Source organism: Citrobacter sp. Cpo065, assembly GCF_030332805.1.
Classification (GTDB): domain Bacteria; phylum Pseudomonadota; class Gammaproteobacteria; order Enterobacterales; family Enterobacteriaceae; genus Citrobacter; species Citrobacter portucalensis.
Genome location: NZ_JAOWHC010000026.1, coordinates 1 through 16,527 on the forward strand (window position 1 = coordinate 1; position 16,527 = coordinate 16,527).

The following is a 16,527-nucleotide window of genomic DNA, read 5'->3' on the forward strand; positions in this document are numbered from 1 at the left end:
AATAAATATCCTCCGGCATAGCCGGAGGTTTTTCTGATGCGCCTATAAGGCTCTGTTACCAGCCGCGCCCTAACAGGCGCATACGATCTGACATTTGCATCAGACTTCGTTACTTACGGCCCGTAAACGGGCTACCCGGATAAGGGATCGATAACTGCTCGCCCATTTTATCCTCTGCAAGCTGGTGCTTTATGTATTCCTGTATCCTTGCTGTGTTCTTACCCACCGTATCTACGTAATACCCACGACACCAGAACTCCCTGTTCCTGTATTTAAACTTCATATCACCAAACTGCTCATACAACATCAGACTGCTTTTACCTTTCAGATAACCCATAAAACCGGATACGCTCATTTTGGGCGGGATTTCCACAAGCATATGGATATGATCTGCACAGCATTCCGCTTCCAGGATCCGCACGTTTTTCCACTCACACAGCTTTCTTAAGATGCTGCCTATCGCCCTACGTTTCTCCCCGTAGAATGCTTGTCTTCGGTATTTGGGCGCAAAAACTATGTGATATTTACAGTTCCATCGGGTGTGCGCTAAGCTCTTTTCGTCCCCCATTGGGACCCCCTTTTGATTTCTTGTTTAACCCTTGCAGTTGCCAGACCGCAAGGTGTTTTAACAAATCAAAAGGGGTTTTAATAACTGGCCCAAAGCTGAAAGCTTTCCGGAACCCCCAGCCTAGCTGGGGGTTTTCTGTGCACAATAAGCCTCTGAGTAGATATACTCAGAGGATGTATCGATAACCCATCACCCCGACCTTTAGTCGATGCAGAAAGAACGTTTCGCCACCTTCGATGTGGGATGACAGGTGTCCATGCAGTATCTGCCGATACATCCTTCCGGTTTGGGCGTCATACTCATGATTAGTTCGGCATTGGCTTAATCGATCGTGGTGCTCAGGTGTCTATGAGTGGGTGCGGTAGGGTTGAAGGGGATGTGGGGAATGCCATTACCGTTAATCCTGGTGAAGTCCATAATGGTTCCCCTTTGGGAACAGAAAGCAGGCCGGGGCGAATGCTTTATTTCGACCCCACCGTTTTGTCTGGAGCGATGTATGTTTTGACAGAAAGTCGCTCAGGCTGCGTTGAACTATCCAGTCCCGTATTTCGCAATCATGAGCCTGCGACCCATTTATCGACACTCTTTCGAATTCTGATGGATTCCCGCGGCGGAGACAGTGATAGCTGCTCGTTATCAGCAAGCGCTATGCGCTGCATAGTGGGAGGATATTGCTGGAATCTTTAGGCTCTTTCTAATTAGAATAACTCCCAATAGGTTGTAAACATCACAAACCACATCCTTTTTCGAGCAAGTTACGCTTTTTGTGATGAGTTGCTTTACGCAATACTGTATAATCATAAGATACATTTTCTATAATTTTACAACAGAGTATATATGTTTATTTTTAGTTTAATGTGCGCAATATCATCCATATTATTTTCCATCTTCCTGACAAGAGATGTTAAAGCAACGATATTTTCATTTATTGCCTCGACTCTCCTTTTATTTTGGTTTATATGCAATGCTATATCTGGTGATGGTTTTGGCTTCTCTGCCATTTATTTTTTCAAGACCAGTATGAGCGGTGTAAGTCTAGGGCAATTCTCCTCTTATTTTTCCTACATAGTAGTATATCTGGCTACATGGGGAGTTGCATTTTACATTCAACGTAAAATAAAAAGAAATATAAACTCAGCCACAACATATATTCTGTGCTTTCTATGTATTGTCTCCAACCCATTAATGAGTGACTTAAAAAACACATATAAGATATTACATACAAAAAGTGAAAATAACTACCAACATGCTAATAAAGAAATCAACAATAAAAAGAACGTTGTCCTTCTTTACATCGAAAGCTTTGAAAGAGCATATTCCAATGATTCCGCATTTCCAGGTATGACTCCCAATATCAATAAACTTAGAGAACATTCTGTAGACTTTTCTAATATAAAGACTATTACCGGAGGGAATTGGACGGTGGCAGGAATGGTGAGTTCACAATGTGGAACACCACTCATTGTAAACTATTCATTTAACGATAATGGTTTAAAAAGTGATCATGGAAAAGATTTTGCAGGATTGAACTTTATTCCAGGTGCTTATTGCCTTGGTGATTTATTGAAGGACAATGGGTACCAGGTAGTATATATGGGTGGCGCTGATTCAAAATTTGGAGGAAAAAGTGATTTTCTTCTAAGTCATGGCTATGCTGATATATATGACTATTCTTATTTTAATGATAAGTTTACATCTAATGATATGTCAGGCTGGGGAGTGAAAGACGATATATTATTAGACGAATTTTTTAAAAAATATATCAGTCTTTCAGAATCAGGTAAGCATTTTATGCTTTCAGGTTTAACTCTTGATACCCATGGTCCAGATGGTTCTTTATCCAACTCATGTTCTAATTTAGACTTCCCTCTGATGGCGTTAAAACATCCTTATCTTAAATCAGTATATTGTGATGATCATCTCATATCAAAACTGGCAAAAAAGATAATGGAAAGCAAGTACTATAAAGATACGATCTTGGTTATTATGTCTGATCACACAGCATTTATATCCAATGATATCAGTTCTTACTTAGAAAAAGTAAGCAGAGAAAATAATGTTATGTTTTTTAGCCCTGATTTAAACCCAGAGCAAATTGATACCTTAGGTTCAACTGTAGATATTGGTGCCACATTACTTCATTTGCTTGGCGGAGATGACACATTAGGATATGGTGTAAGTCTATTCAATAACAGTGAAAACAGATTAGTTAACTTCAGCAAAGATGAGATGTCCAGCGTCTTATCATCAGTTCAAGACCTCTGGTTTGAAAAAGATAATGATGTTATTTATTTCGATAAGGACTACTACAGCATATATGGGAATAGAATATCTATAAATAGCAACAAGAAAACACTTCTATCTAAAGAAGGAAATGTCAAATATATAGGAGATTTCTCTGCTGACTTTAGTTCAAGCACTACTGAAGGTGACAACATAATCTACATTAGCAAATGTAATTATTTTAGGGATTATCAAAATGATAATAACAACATGTTATGCTTATGGGTTGGTGATAATTCAAACGTTGGACATATTTATAAATTTAAAAGTGGAGAGAGCATTAAACTTAAAGACTTACAAATCAGTCACGGTGTGAAATCGAATCTTGATGAAGATATTGTGGTTAACTTGCTGCCATTAAACTCAATGCAAATGAAGGGCGCAACATTAAAAGCAGGCATGATAAAAATTAAAAAAAGCGAACCCACGGTAATATATGGTCCATACATCAACCTTCCTAAAGGGGAATATTGTATTAGTGCCAATGGTTCAATAAGCAGCAATTTTCACTTAGAAGTAACTTCAAACAATGGAACTAACAGATTCATTTCTAATGATATAAAAAATGCAGGTGATGGTGTCATTTTCCATGACCAGTGCTTTAACTCAAACACCCCGATTAATAACTTTGAAGTTGTATTTAACATTACACCTGGAGTAGATGGTTTCATATCTAATATATCGATAAAAGAAACCACGCCTGTGAATGATGATGAACATCAATCTAGTGGAAACGAAAAAAAAGCGAATAAGAATATTTTTTAATAGAGAAATGGAAAGTGGACATAAAGGATAAACCGTTTCCACTTCTATGAACCAATGAGGCGTAACATATTAGTTACGCCTCATAAACATTTAGTTGAAAACAAACTAAAGATAATACGCTCAGACGTCTATGTACTCAAAGCCCTGTTCTTTTCGAAATCCGTTAAAGCTATAATAGAAAATCTATATAAGTTATATGTTTATACAACCTTAATAAGATTAAAAAACTGTTAATGTTTCTACTCACAAAATATATAAAGCATTGGGAAGCAGATGGCCATTCAGTAGTAACATCTTCTGTAGCAACGTTTTCTCCTTCATATCAATATTCTACCTGGCCAACATACTACAACCCCTAATGGAGTCTTTTCATTCGAGGAGATAAGATACAAGTTACAAACCGCAGTGTACGGGCTTTGAGTTGATTTCGGTAAACTTGTAAAAATTTGAGATGGTGCGTTAATAGGAGTTAAACATAATTAATTTATACATCGAAAATATACATATTTATTATTTCCATCTAGATAAATGCCCCTTTTGTGCCCCCAGATGATTTTAGCTGCACATACTTTCGTGACGGCAATACATCATACCGGACATGAATACCTGCTTCTAACCAGGTCAGCGCTTTTAGTTTGCCATAAACAGTTTGTAATCCGGGTGAACTTTAAGATGTCCATGTTCAGGTTGCTGTGCATGACAGGCAATACAAAGCACGGCAAGATTTGAGCTTCTGTTGTCATTCTTCAGACCATTGCGATGGTGGACTTGCAAAAATCGGATATCATCCTGGCTGAAAGACTCCTCGCATTGTAAGTATCCCGCATAATCGTGCCATTCACATTTAGAGATCCGCCGGCATAATCACTCTGCCAACAAAGGAGATCGCTATGCGTAAAGCCCGTTTTACTGAGCATCAGATCATTGCCGTAATTAAATCGGTTGAAGCCGGACGAACCGTTAAAGATGTCTGCCGGGAGGCCGGTATCTCTGAAGCCACCTACTACAACTGGAAGTCCAGATACGGCGGCATGGAGGCTTCTGATATTAAAAAGATCAAGGATATTGAGGACGAGAATTGGCGTCTCAAACAGATGTTTGCCGACCTGAGCCTTGAGAACCGGGCGCTGAAAGACGTTATCGAAAAAAAGCTTTAAAACCAGCCTTTAAGCGTGAGCTGGTCACTCATCTGATAACGACATTTGGACTCAGTATCCGTCAGGCCTGCCGGAGTCTGAACCTGAGCAGAACAGTTTACCATTACCGTCCGGATATCACGCGGGACGAACCCGTTATTGTCGCGTTGCAGGCAGTGGCAGAGCGATACCCACGGTATGGTTTTCCAAAACTTTTCCAGGTTCTGCGGCGGCAGGGATACCCGTGGAATCACAAAAGGATCCATCGTATTTATTGTCTGCTGAAGCTGAATTTTCGCCGTAAAGGCAAACAACGGTTGCCGGTGCGTAATCCCTCGCCACTGGCCACACCGGAAGCGCTGAACCAGAGCTGGTCTGTCGATTTTATGCATGATGCTCTGGTCTGTGGCCGTCGTTTTCGCACGTTCAATGTCGTTGATGACTTTAACCGTGAGGCATTGTCGATTGAAATCGATCTGAATCTGCCAGCTTTGCGCGTGGTCCGTGTACTCGACAGGATCGCGGCAAATCGCGGCTATCCGGTCATGCTACGCATGGATAATGGTCCGGAATTTATCTCACTTGCACTGGCTGAATGGGCAGAGCAACATGCAGTAAAACTGGAATTTATTCAGCCGGGTAAGCCGACGCAGAACGCTTTTATTGAGCGCTTTAACCGAACATACCGTACAGAAATACTCGATTTTTATCTGTTCAGAACGCTGAATGAAGTGCGGGAAATCACGGAAAGATGGGTGTCAGAATATAACTGTGAATGCCCGCATGAATCACTGAACAATATGACGCCGGAGGAATATCGGCAACACAATCATTTGGCCGGGGTCTCAAAAAATGCCTGGAACTAAAACGGGTCTATTTACAGTTATACGTGCCACGAATCGCATTTTTATCAACGTGAGCCAGCTGGGTTTCAATCCACGCTGTATTGAACCCTTTCTCATGCAAAATCGTACTCATCGTGTGGCGAAAACCATGCCCTGTTACATTCCCCGTATACCCAATCCGCTTGAACACCTGATTTATACTCGCTTCGCTCATCGTTTTGCGGGGATCATTTCGCCCTGGGAATACCAGTGGATATTGCCCAGTCATCACTTTGAGCTGCTGTACGATTTCCAGCGCTTGGGTAGAAAGGGGGACAAGATGGGGCCGTTTCATCTTCATACGCTCGGCAGGTATTTCCCACACCGATTTTTCAAGATCAAACTCACTCCAGGAAGCTCCTCGGAGCTCGCCAGTGCGAACTCCCGTAAGGATCAGCAGACGTGCTGCAAGAACAACTAACGGGCTTCCTGTGTAGCCTGCGAGGGCTTTAAAGAAGTCTGGTAACTCCTCAACAGTCAGGAAGGGATAATGCTTTGATTCATGCCCTGACATCGCGCTGGTTAGATCTGCTGCAGGGTTGTAGTCCGCACGCCCAGTAACGATGGCGTAACGAAAAACTTCGCTGCAGCGCTGGCGAACCTTCTTAGCCTTCTCTGTCGCGCCACGGCTTTCCATTCGACGCAGCACATTAAGCAGAACCAGCGGTTTGATTTCATTCACCGGTTGTTGGCCGATATAGGGAAAAATATCTTTATTAAAGGCTTCGATAATGTCCGAGGCATAACCTTCTGACCATCGGCTCACCTTTGTTCCATGCCATTCAAGTGCCACAGCCTGAAACGTATTATTGAGCTGCACATCTCGAACCAGCTTTTCTTCTTTCTTGGCAAACGATGGATCGATACCCTCGGCCTGCTTTTTCTTGGCTTCATCACGTAGCGCCCTCGCTTGTGCGAGAGACACTGCTGGATAAACACCAAAAGCCATACGCTTCTCTTTTCCATTGAAGCGATATTTCATTCGCCAGTATCGAGAACCAGAGGGCACAACCTCAAGATACAAACCAGCACCATCTGCCAGCTTGTAGGCTTTCTCTCTGGGTTTAGCAGCGTCTACCTGTCGTGCATTTAGCTTCATTGGGGGCATCTCCCTGGACCGAACACAGAATGCCCCCACTTATGCCCCCAACTGCAACTTGATTTCGGTTGAGTTCAGTTGATAACAGGAGATAAGATACGAGCCAGAAACCGCAGTATACGGGCTTTTAGTTGATTTCGGTAGACTTGGGAAGAGTTTGAAATGGTGCCGATAATAGGAGTCGAACCTACGACCTTCGCATTACGAATGCGCTGCTCTACCAACTGAGCTATATCGGCCCTGATAAGGACATGCCCACGAATGTGAACACGGGGTAGAAGGTTAAAACTAACCGGGCGATGCGTCAATGGCCTTGCGAATCAAACGCCTATTTTTGCATCATCCGGATTCAATTACGCACGAATCGTGTCGTCACAGGCTTCCTTGTACGCGGCAAGGGTATTCTATAACCAGCGGCGAACACGCTGCTCATAGCGTATCCATTCCGGCCCGAAATGTTTTCGCAGTTGTTCCTCTTCAAAATCAATATGTAATCTGGCAACCACCAGTATAAACAGCGGTGCAGCCAATATTCCAATCAGGCTACCGACGTAGAGAGAAAAAGCTAACTGGAGTCCACTCATTCCAAGATAGATTGGATTGCGGCTCCAGGCATAACATCCGCCAGTAACAAGTGTGGTCGATTTCTCTGCATGCAGTGGGTTTAGCGTCGTACGTTTCTTCCGCATCTGCCACGCGGTATGCAGTATCATCGCCAGACTGACGCTAGCCAACAATGCACTTATTACGATAGTCACCGCGCCAAATGTGAAACGCGGGATCGCCGTCAACGCATCCGCGATGAGGAATAATACCAGGATGAGTGGTGGTGGAAGCCAGACTCTTAATTTTGTCAGGAAATGACGCATGGCTACGGGCACCTGTTTGATTAACGCTGATATCACTATAAATACCCCGTTTAAGATACATAAACAAACGGTGCACACCTCACTATAGGACTTTTTACTTAACCAGGCAGACAGGCAGCGATGCAAAGACGCCCATACCAGAGGCGTCTGCCCCTGGTGTTCAGGAAAAAATCATGCTACAGGCCATGTCAGCTCAGAGCACATACTCGTTTAAAGGTTTACCCTTCAAATGTAAAAACCGTGTCAAAAATGAATTACGTAGATAAAGGTGAATCCGACGCTGATTCAAACAAATCTACAGACTGCTGGTAATACCGGATAAAATCATTAAATGTCACTGGCGGTAGAAACTGATACCCCTGCAGATAGTCAACATTATTTTTTCCCAGCCATTGTTGCTGATAGTCATTTTCAACGCCCTCGGCCACCGTACGTAACCCCAGAAGTCCTGAAAGGTGAGTAATTGACTCGAGCATAGGGATATATTGATCAACCTCTTTAATTTCCTTAATGAAGCTTTTATCAATTTTGATTACATCCAGGTCTAACTCATTGAGATAGCAGAGATTAGCGTATCCAGTACCAAAATCATCCAAAGCGAACAAAACACCTTTATTTCGTAACGAACGAATAAGTTCTTTGATTGCAGGAGTGATCGTGAACGTCTGGTTCTCTGTTATCTCTATCATCAATTTTATCGGCAGACCTTGCGTTATCTCCATAAAATTAAGACATTCCCAATAGAATACGGGATTATTTAAACCTGACGGACTGACATTAAAAGAAACGAACAGTGTTTTATTAATGCTCGCGCCTCCAGAGACAAGATTGCTCGCAACAGCGGTCATTAAATAGCTAGTTAACTCATTGATTAAGCCACTTTTTTCAGCCAATGGAATAAACTCTCGCTGAGAAATAGCATAGTTATGTCCCTGTGGCCAACGAGCCAAGACCTCAACGCCACAAACATCGCCCCTGATATTCACGATGGGTTGAAAATAAGGAATGATCTCCTCATTCCTTATTGCCATACTCAGTCTACTAGTATCCGAAACATCATATGCGTCAGTGTAAACTGTATCCCCACTCACATTATTATTGATTATAGAACCTTCATTTAATAAATTATTTCGGGTTAAAAAGATAACAGTTTCATTAAAATTGGAAAAGCCGAGGCGAGCAGTAATTTTATCTCGATATCGATACACTGACTTAATTGTTAGTGAATTAGCAATACAGAAATCATGCAGTTTTTCTTTTGTGAATGATGAATACAGCATTTCTTCTTCAAATTCAGTCAAGTTAAAAGTAAACATCGGTGAGTCTTTATTGACTTCCACAACTTTGTTAGGTGCCAATAAACTCTCTTTTAATTGAGCGATCAACTGCTCCGACAATTCCCCCCCATTGATAAAGGAATATTCTTCATATCCCCGATTAACAGACAGGGTTTCGCACATCCGCAGAACAATACAGTGTATGTTGATGAACTGTGTACTGTTTCTCTGAAGCCATTTTTTGACCAATAATAATGGCAACCGGTTATCGATCACCAGCAAGCAGGACGGATATTGCGACATAACTGACTGCGTGCCAGAAATAAATGTCCGTGCATCGATCAATACCAGATTTGGTAACCATGCTTTTATTCCTGAAAAAAGGAATGTATCATAACTGAGCAGAAAAATTTTTTTCGTATTCATAGTTATCACCAACTTAAATTTATGGCATAGCAGGTCCCTCGCTCTATTCACGAGAGAATATACAACACCTTCGACCTCCAATAATCATAAGGCGATTCGTGATATAACTTTATCCATAAGCCATATCACGTAAATTCAGAATTTATAATCACAGTTATCCATATGAGTATTCTCATCACACCGTAAGTTCCATTTAAAAATTGAAAAAGAAAAAGCTCCATTTCTTAATCAGTACAAATCCCTTTACTCACTTTCACTTCATTACAAAACAAAAAACTATAAATACAAAATTTACAAAACATATAACTACAGTGACCAACAGAATAACATATTACCGTAGTTTATGCTGACCGACAAACTCAGAGAGGATGTCGTAGATCTTGTATTCATAAACATTTCCGGCAATATGCACGACATATTGTTTCATCGACTCTAAATTTATTGCTACATTTTCTATAGCGAGTGACAGTATAGGTTCAATATATAATCAGGGCATATTGGTTCAGACCCAACACCTCTAATGATTAATTTTTGAGCAACCCTGACCCACGGGTAGGTATTTCTGCAACGCTACGATAAATTTCCGGTTTTTTGTTTTCAACTCACTACTATGCCAGGTTTCCCCCGGTAACACATAACGCATGGTGGCTTCATCATCAGTTGAGTGACACCCCTGGTGTACGATAATTTTGAAAAAAGTATTCCCTGTGTTTTTCAACGTCCCGTTTATCTCATCAATGGTGTAGGCCAGGTTCATTTTCCTCGGACGAACGACCAATATGGTATCCATAGCGATCACCGGGAGAGCCTGTCCGCCTTTCCCTTGATTACGCTCGGTAAACAGCGTTATCGGCATTTCACGAAACAGTATTCGGTAATAGCGTTCTTTATCATCCTGCGGGCCACGATAGAAAATCTTAAAAAACTCACTTGCCTGCGGTGCCAGTGAAAAACGGAGCGGAGTAAACAAAAGTTCGCCTTCGGCAATAGCACTTCTGTTTTCACCTCCCGGTCCCGGTTTATCTATTTTAACTGCGCTAATACTGTACACGTTCTGTTTCTGGCTATCGTTATAGATTCGTTTACTGATAAATGATTTATCCGATGGCATCTCATAAATAGTCGACTCCAGATAGACTGCCTGTGCGGAGAACACCGCCAGCCCGGAAAGCAAGGCCAATATCCATCTTAGCGCCAAACGGCAGTGGCTCATGGCGTCACTCCCACCCAGTTCGCCGTCACTTTGATCTCTCCGCTGGCACTGACAACACCTTCCCAATCCGCCCCAGAAACGGTCAACATCGAACGCGAATCATTCATTGGGAAAAGCAATTTCAAATCAGTCGCAAAGTAGCTTCCATCATCTGTATTATTTGCGTCCCAGGGCGTCTGTTGCCATTGCGCATCTCTCATGCTGATTGCCGCTTCACTGCAGCTATTTCGTTTTTGCACCACGCCCCCCGACTCACTGTTGTATTGCAGAAAGGCGGGAATTGGGACGGACAACCCGCCTTGCGCAGACGTAAACAGGCAGTAAGGCACATTGTTTATCGTCGTACTTTCCCCAATAACTTGTGCGGTAATGCTATCAGCCTGACGAGGCCCCGAGACCGTCACGGTGTAATCCATTTCAATCGGAGCGGTCTCGCCAATTGTGCCGCTGCCGCTTGCCGAGGTGCTGTTATCCGATGAGATAATACTGATCCCATATTCCTTTGGCACAATATTGAGCTGTAGCGAAGGAGTAAACTGGTAATACCCCGACTCTGGCGTCACGCTATTTGTAAAAGCAAATGTAAATGGTTGGCTGTTGGTGATACTGACGCCACTGTCCACCATATTTTTCAGGAATGTTTTCGACAAAAAAACATAGACATACTCGCCACCATTACTAAAAACATTATAATAAATCGACGTCGAGCTAAAATTAGTCCAGGATTGACCATCACCAGAATATTTAATTGTGGCAGCTGCCGGTGTAAAACCAAGCAAACCGCTATCCGCATACATGCGAATACGTAGTGAAGCCGTCAAGTTGCTGGTTTGATTTAAATTGTATGAAATCATCTTACAGATAACGCCATCTTCACGACTGACCACACCCAGCTCACAATAACCACTGTCTTTAGTGATGCTCGGCGTACCATCACTGGCAACCCATAACTCCTGAAATGCATTGGTAGAAACCAAAGATAAATGACCTATTTTATTTAATGTATAAGGTCTGATATACCAATTACCGCTGCTCTGGTCTTTACAACGTTGCCCAGCCGCATAATCATAGTCAATCGTGGTTCGACAAAAATTAAGGTTATATGTCTCTGCGCTTCCGACCGACATATTGCGAAAGTATTCATACGCCGAGTCTGTCAGCGATGCAAAACCATAATATCCACCGGCTATCCCGGATCCGGTTGCTTTGGTGTGATAAAAACCAAATTGATCGGTTAGCTCGGCAGCAATATAGCCAGATGCAGGGCAATTAGCACCAGTGGTGCAACGAATACCCCGGAATGGTTCACTGATTGGCGAATTATCAATCCACATATCTTTATAATATGAGGTATTGGCTACCCAACCAACGATACCCATATATCCCAGGCTATCCTGGTCGTTTCCATATTTTACCCAGGTGTTCGACCCACTAATGCGAGGATCGAGAGAGGACGGGGTAATAAAGTATTCGTTATCAACATTGTTTTCTATAAACAAATAGTTGTTGTTGACCGCCGCCTGAGTGGAAGCCGAGAGCGCCCAGGCGGATGGAGATAACGCGGCAAAGACACAGCCGAGAATAAGGGAAAGAGATTTATTCATTATTAATACCTTATCGTTGTGCCATCGTGGTTTGCGTTGCACATTTCACATCGCCAACCCACGCAGCGCCGCGTGCTTTTTCCAGATCCAGATCGGCTTCACATACCCTGCCATTGGCAGAAATTAACGTAATAACCGGATACTTTTTATCAATATCGATAGCAAACTCACCTTTTGCATCCGTACGTGTTTTACCGATGTGGTTATGAATATCGGTATTTGCAGCCAACTGTCCATCGGGATAACGAATGCGACCGAATACGGTGACCATGCTTTTCACTTCAGGGTTGATAACTCCCACGTTACCCGGATATAGCGTCAGCTCCTGTTTGCGTCCTGAAACAATATCGAAGCTGTCCTCAGAGTTTTTATCATTAAGGATTTCCAGCTTGTACTGAGCATAGGGCGGCAGTGCAATGAAATTTGATTTACCGCTGAGAAGATAATTGCGGTTATTAATCTTCGCAGCCAGTTTCCCTTCGCCGGTCAAATCTGTTTTCACAATGATGCCAGACCGCTGCCGCTCTTTACTCAGGCCAAAATCTTTACCTGCCCACGCCAGAGAACCCTGGGAAGAGAAGTTCATATTGGTGGAGTTGTCAGCAGAACGCGTTACCGATACGGTGCCGGCGTTATATTTCGTGTCATAACTCAAATTGCCGTTTACCGAATAATTATTGTCGTAATACTGTTCGCCACTCAGACGCGTTGATGCCGACAATCCGACCGATTTAATCGGGCCCTCAGCATACTGCTTGCGCGCGCTGAGATTACCCTGAGTACTGCCATAGCGATCCCGGGAGACGCCCATGCTCAACCAGGATGCCAACGGCAACGATAAATCCAGACTGACATAACGTTCCTGCCGCCCATCGTCATTCCGGTTGTTGTAGTAATAACGCTGAATACCTGCACGCAACCCAACCGTGGCATACCTGCCTGAATAAAGGGTCGTGCTGTAGTCCAGATTACGATATTTATTTCCCGAGTAGCGATTCTCCGTCTGACTCACGGTGAGCGAGCCGCCATGAGGAATAAACTTTCCGAGGTTAAGAGTCCCGCCAATGGAATAATTATCACGCTCCTGCATGGGCAGACGATCGCCAATTTTACTGTCTTCACGAGATGCCCAAAGGGAACCGTATCCCTCAGGTATATTAAGGTTGATGTTACTGATATTTCGCCATGACGAATCGTTCGCCACCAGCGTCTGATTGCCAATGCTTACATATTCATTCACATTGAGCGTGACATCCGTTTCATTAACCGCATTGTTGTCAAAACCATAGAGCGTGGACTTCAGGCCCAGCCCCGACAATATCGCCAGCGTCACCGATGCGGCCCCCCCGGCAATCCAGGTCTGCTCGCTGCCCAAATCCTGATAATGATTTCGCTTATAACTCACACGGTCATAATCCAGTGAGCCCCCAAACAGTTGCCACGAGAGCTGATCAATCCCGGCAACTTGTTGGCGGGCAAAGATTTTATTAATCCTGCTGATACGACTATTAATTGTCCGGCCATTGACCACGATATCTACCGTGACGTCATAAACACCATACGGAAAACGACTGGTATCAATTTCATAACTGCCCATATTAAAGTTCTGGACGCTGAGCAAACGCCCATCACGGAAGACATGAACCTCGCCTGCGGCTGGCAAAAATACGGTAATCGGCGTAAGTGAAAGCGCGGTATTCTCAACAACCGTACTTCCTTTGTTTCCGTAGCTCACACCGTAAATTTTCCCGCCATTCAGCGCATTCAGGCTGGCGATAGACTGGACATTCCAGGTGTCGAGCATCCCGAGCGCCAGTCGATAACCGTCATAATCACGCTCATACATCGCACGATAGAGTTTACTGGTGCCGTTGCTGTCGCCGATGCCGTAAAACGAACCGTTAATGTTGATATGGTGCTCACGCAGCGATATTGTGTTGTCCACCGTCAGATAGCTGCGGGTACTGCTGCCATTATGATAATCGTTGTAGTAGGTACCAAAGTTATAGTTCAGGACGTTAGAGAGAGACTCCACGCTGGAAGGTCCAAGCAGGCTACTGCGTGCGACAATCGCCTCAGTTAACGCATCTTTGCTGACAATCATCTCCAGGTGAAATGAAGAAACGTTGAGCTGCAGGCGTGCATTGTCCGATAGCTCGATACTGGTGTTATCGTGAAATTTCACATCACGAATTTTTTCTACCAACGCACGAGTTTTTCCTGATAACACGGCATTATTGGGCAATTCAGCAAGAGTCAGTGCTTTAACTGTAATATTGCCATCAACAAGCGAAATCACCGCATCGGCAATTTTTTGCTGACTTTTCTCATCAGTCTCGTTGTAACGTATATATACCGGCACCGTCATTCCCTGCTCCAGTGAACGGGCGAAAGCGCTGGGAATAACGTAATTACCCACTTTTACTGGGGCTGCATGTGAAGTTCCTGGTGTCAGCGCAAGAAAAAGACAAATGCTACCGCCAACAATATATGTTGTTGTCATATGCATCCTTACAATCCGGTATTTTTATTTATCCCGTACAGATGGCTGCTATTGACCATCACTTCACTGTAATAAACTGCTTACCGTGCCAGATACCGATGCGTGAGCGGCTATTACTAATGTCGGTGAACTGCAGTTTTATTTTTGTACCTGGCATAATGTAATAACGTTCACGACAGCCCCGTCCCTGATCGCGAGCATTATCTTTGCAAGCTCCATAGGCGATTACTCGAAATGAAACATTGCCAGTATTGCTAATAACATCACCATTACGGTTATATTCAAAACGCTCTTTTCGCGGCGCAATGACCAAAATCGTGCCAATTTCTGCTGACGCTGTCGCAACAGCCAATTTATTGGCCCTGGTTTCCGCGCTCTCGGTGACCGGCTCATCTATCCATTGCAGACGATAATAACGCTCGATATCATCAATTGGCCCTTTATAAAAGAAGCGAAAAACATCCTTTGCCTGACCAGGCAGAATTAGATTGGCAGGCGTAGAGAGTAATTCCCCGGAATTAACGGGTTTTATTTCGACTCCGCCCGCTAAAGGTGATGACAGTTTTTTTACCGATACGCTGACATAACGAGCCGAATCTGTCGTATTAGTAATTTCTTTCGATAATGAACTCTCAGCAGAAGTCATTATCGACGTGATATCACCAACGTTAATTGCCCAGCTGGAAAAAGAGATTACCAACCCTACCAACATTGCTGCCGGTAAATATTTATTCATGACACCATTCCTGATAAATTCGGGAGAATTTCTCCTCCCGAAATTTTATTTCTTAGGCGGACGGAGTCGTCCAGGTTGCATTGAACTGTACTTTTACATCACCAGTCCAATAGCCGTCTGGCAGTGCAGAGTAATCCGTTACCGGCGTGCTACCATCAGAAGTCGCAGACGCAATGGTGAATTTGAAGTTGGATTGATCGCTGACGCGGTCAGCACCGTTGTAAGCGCCATCAGCCATCAGGCTTTCAAGACCAGAAGTCGAGCTGGAATTTACCAGGACAGTATCTGATGAATTAGTCAACGCGGTGCCATTCCATGCCACCCCTACGTTCAGGGTAGACGCATCGCCACTGGCGTTGGTCAGAGTATTGCTAATAATCTGAGCGGTCAGTTCAAAATCAGTTGCCGTTTCCTGGCCCTGAATAGTCACATCAAACGCGCCATCCTGGGAGTTGAAGCCATTCAGACCTTCCGCATACTGGAAAGTCAAAGAGTTCAGCGGAGTGACGACCAACATGCTGGTGGTATCTTTTGTTGCCGTCGCGTCCCACGAGGCCGTTGCAGAAGCAGTGACATCTGCCATTGCATTTGCCGCAACAAATACAGACGCCAGAGAGGTCACTAATAATAATTTTTTCATTTTTATCTTCTCCTAAGAACAAACTCACCACCGAGTCTTATTATTAAGTCACTCCAGCGGTTCCATTAATTGCGAGCCAGAATTGCCGCGCCCAAAAATTATCATTTGAATTAAGTAACATCTCAACAAACCCTGAAACGCAAAAATTACAAAAAGACTAAGAATTTTCCCACTAAAACGATAATCTAAGAAGTTTCCTAAGTTTAATTTACTTAAATAACACCATGAACCAGAACTATCACCCAAATAAATAAGACAAATCAAACAATTCATCTTTTTTATGTTTTTGATAAATATCAAAAAGATCATACAAATACCACGAGAGCAAAACCCTTACAAAACATAAAGATAATTAACACCTCCATAGTTTCTCTATAATGCTTATTATTTGTTGCAATTATGCTAAATTTTTAACGCCGCAAGAAAATTCTCATGATATATCCATTTGCGAGGGAATATTCTTATAAAAAAATCATTCACCTACAGAAACTACATTCTAATTGATAATTATTTGACAAAATTAA

Annotated in this window: 12 protein-coding genes and 1 tRNA gene; 3 read left to right on the top strand and 10 right to left on the bottom strand. The window is 43.2% G+C overall.

All coding sequences use genetic code 11. From position 1 onward, the window contains the following. Nucleotides 1–109: 109 nt before the first annotated feature. Nucleotides 110–568 carry an IS200/IS605 family transposase gene (gene tnpA / locus OGY68_RS05615; protein WP_057069660.1) on the bottom strand — a complete coding sequence of 153 codons (459 nt, stop codon included), beginning with the start codon at nt 566–568 and terminating at the stop codon, nt 110–112. Between the two features lie 315 nt (nt 569–883). Between tnpA and OGY68_RS05620 the strand changes: the two genes are divergently transcribed. From OGY68_RS05620 to OGY68_RS05630, 3 genes are all read left to right on the top strand, one after another. Further along, entirely contained in the window at nt 884–1,255 is a 372-nt protein-coding gene (locus OGY68_RS05620; protein WP_286566635.1) for an AraC family ligand binding domain-containing protein, read from the top strand. Between the two features lie 150 nt (nt 1,256–1,405). After that, the gene (locus OGY68_RS05625) at nt 1,406–3,616 is read left to right on the top strand and encodes a sulfatase-like hydrolase/transferase (RefSeq protein WP_065772046.1); all 2,211 of its coding nucleotides are present in this window, start codon (nt 1,406–1,408) and stop codon (nt 3,614–3,616) included. An 890-nt stretch (nt 3,617–4,506) separates the two neighbouring features. After that, nucleotides 4,507–5,618, top strand: a protein-coding gene (locus OGY68_RS05630) for an IS3 family transposase (protein WP_100247277.1) whose coding sequence is annotated in 2 segments (ribosomal slippage) — nt 4,507–4,768 and nt 4,768–5,618 — 1,113 coding nt in all. Because the reading frame shifts where the segments join, the coding sequence is not laid out codon by codon here. A 7-nt stretch (nt 5,619–5,625) separates the two neighbouring features. Here the strand turns inward: OGY68_RS05630 and OGY68_RS05635 are convergent. The 9 genes from OGY68_RS05635 to ecpA all read right to left on the bottom strand — a co-directional run bounded on the left by OGY68_RS05635 (nt 5,626) and on the right by ecpA (nt 16,003). Next, on the bottom strand, nt 5,626–6,735 hold the full coding sequence (locus OGY68_RS05635) for a tyrosine-type recombinase/integrase (RefSeq protein ID WP_057069123.1): 1,110 nt from the start codon (nt 6,733–6,735) through the stop codon (nt 5,626–5,628). A gap of 163 nt (nt 6,736–6,898) precedes the next feature. Next, a tRNA-Thr gene (locus OGY68_RS05640) sits at nt 6,899–6,974 on the bottom strand. Nucleotides 6,975–7,139: 165 nt separating this feature from the next. Further along, nucleotides 7,140–7,604, bottom strand: coding sequence for a methyltransferase family protein (locus OGY68_RS05645; protein ID WP_057068508.1), 465 nt, complete (start codon nt 7,602–7,604; stop codon nt 7,140–7,142). A 254-nt stretch (nt 7,605–7,858) separates the two neighbouring features. After that, nucleotides 7,859–9,307: an EAL domain-containing protein gene (locus OGY68_RS05650; RefSeq protein ID WP_057068506.1), complete on the bottom strand. Its 1,449-nt coding sequence runs from the start codon at nt 9,305–9,307 to the stop codon at nt 7,859–7,861. Between the two features lie 517 nt (nt 9,308–9,824). Then, a complete protein-coding gene (locus tag OGY68_RS05655; RefSeq protein WP_057068504.1) occupies nt 9,825–10,520 on the bottom strand; it encodes a fimbrial biogenesis chaperone in 696 nt (231 codons plus the stop codon). Next, nucleotides 10,517–12,124, bottom strand: a complete 1,608-nt coding sequence (locus OGY68_RS05660) for a fimbrial adhesin EcpD family protein (protein ID WP_057068502.1) — start codon at nt 12,122–12,124, stop codon at nt 10,517–10,519. Before OGY68_RS05660 ends, OGY68_RS05655 begins: the two co-directional genes overlap by 4 nt. Nucleotides 12,125–12,134: 10 nt before the next feature. Further along, complete coding sequence (locus OGY68_RS05665) at nt 12,135–14,627, bottom strand: CS1-pili formation C-terminal domain-containing protein (RefSeq protein WP_286616882.1); 2,493 nt, start codon at nt 14,625–14,627, stop codon at nt 12,135–12,137. Nucleotides 14,628–14,685: 58 nt separating this feature from the next. After that, the gene (locus OGY68_RS05670) at nt 14,686–15,363 is read right to left on the bottom strand and encodes an EcpB family pilus assembly chaperone (protein WP_057068498.1); all 678 of its coding nucleotides are present in this window, start codon (nt 15,361–15,363) and stop codon (nt 14,686–14,688) included. A 52-nt stretch (nt 15,364–15,415) separates the two neighbouring features. Then, nucleotides 15,416–16,003, bottom strand: coding sequence for a common pilus major fimbrillin subunit EcpA (ecpA, locus tag OGY68_RS05675; RefSeq protein WP_003830835.1), 588 nt, complete (start codon nt 16,001–16,003; stop codon nt 15,416–15,418). Between the last annotated feature and the right edge of the window lie 524 nt (nt 16,004–16,527).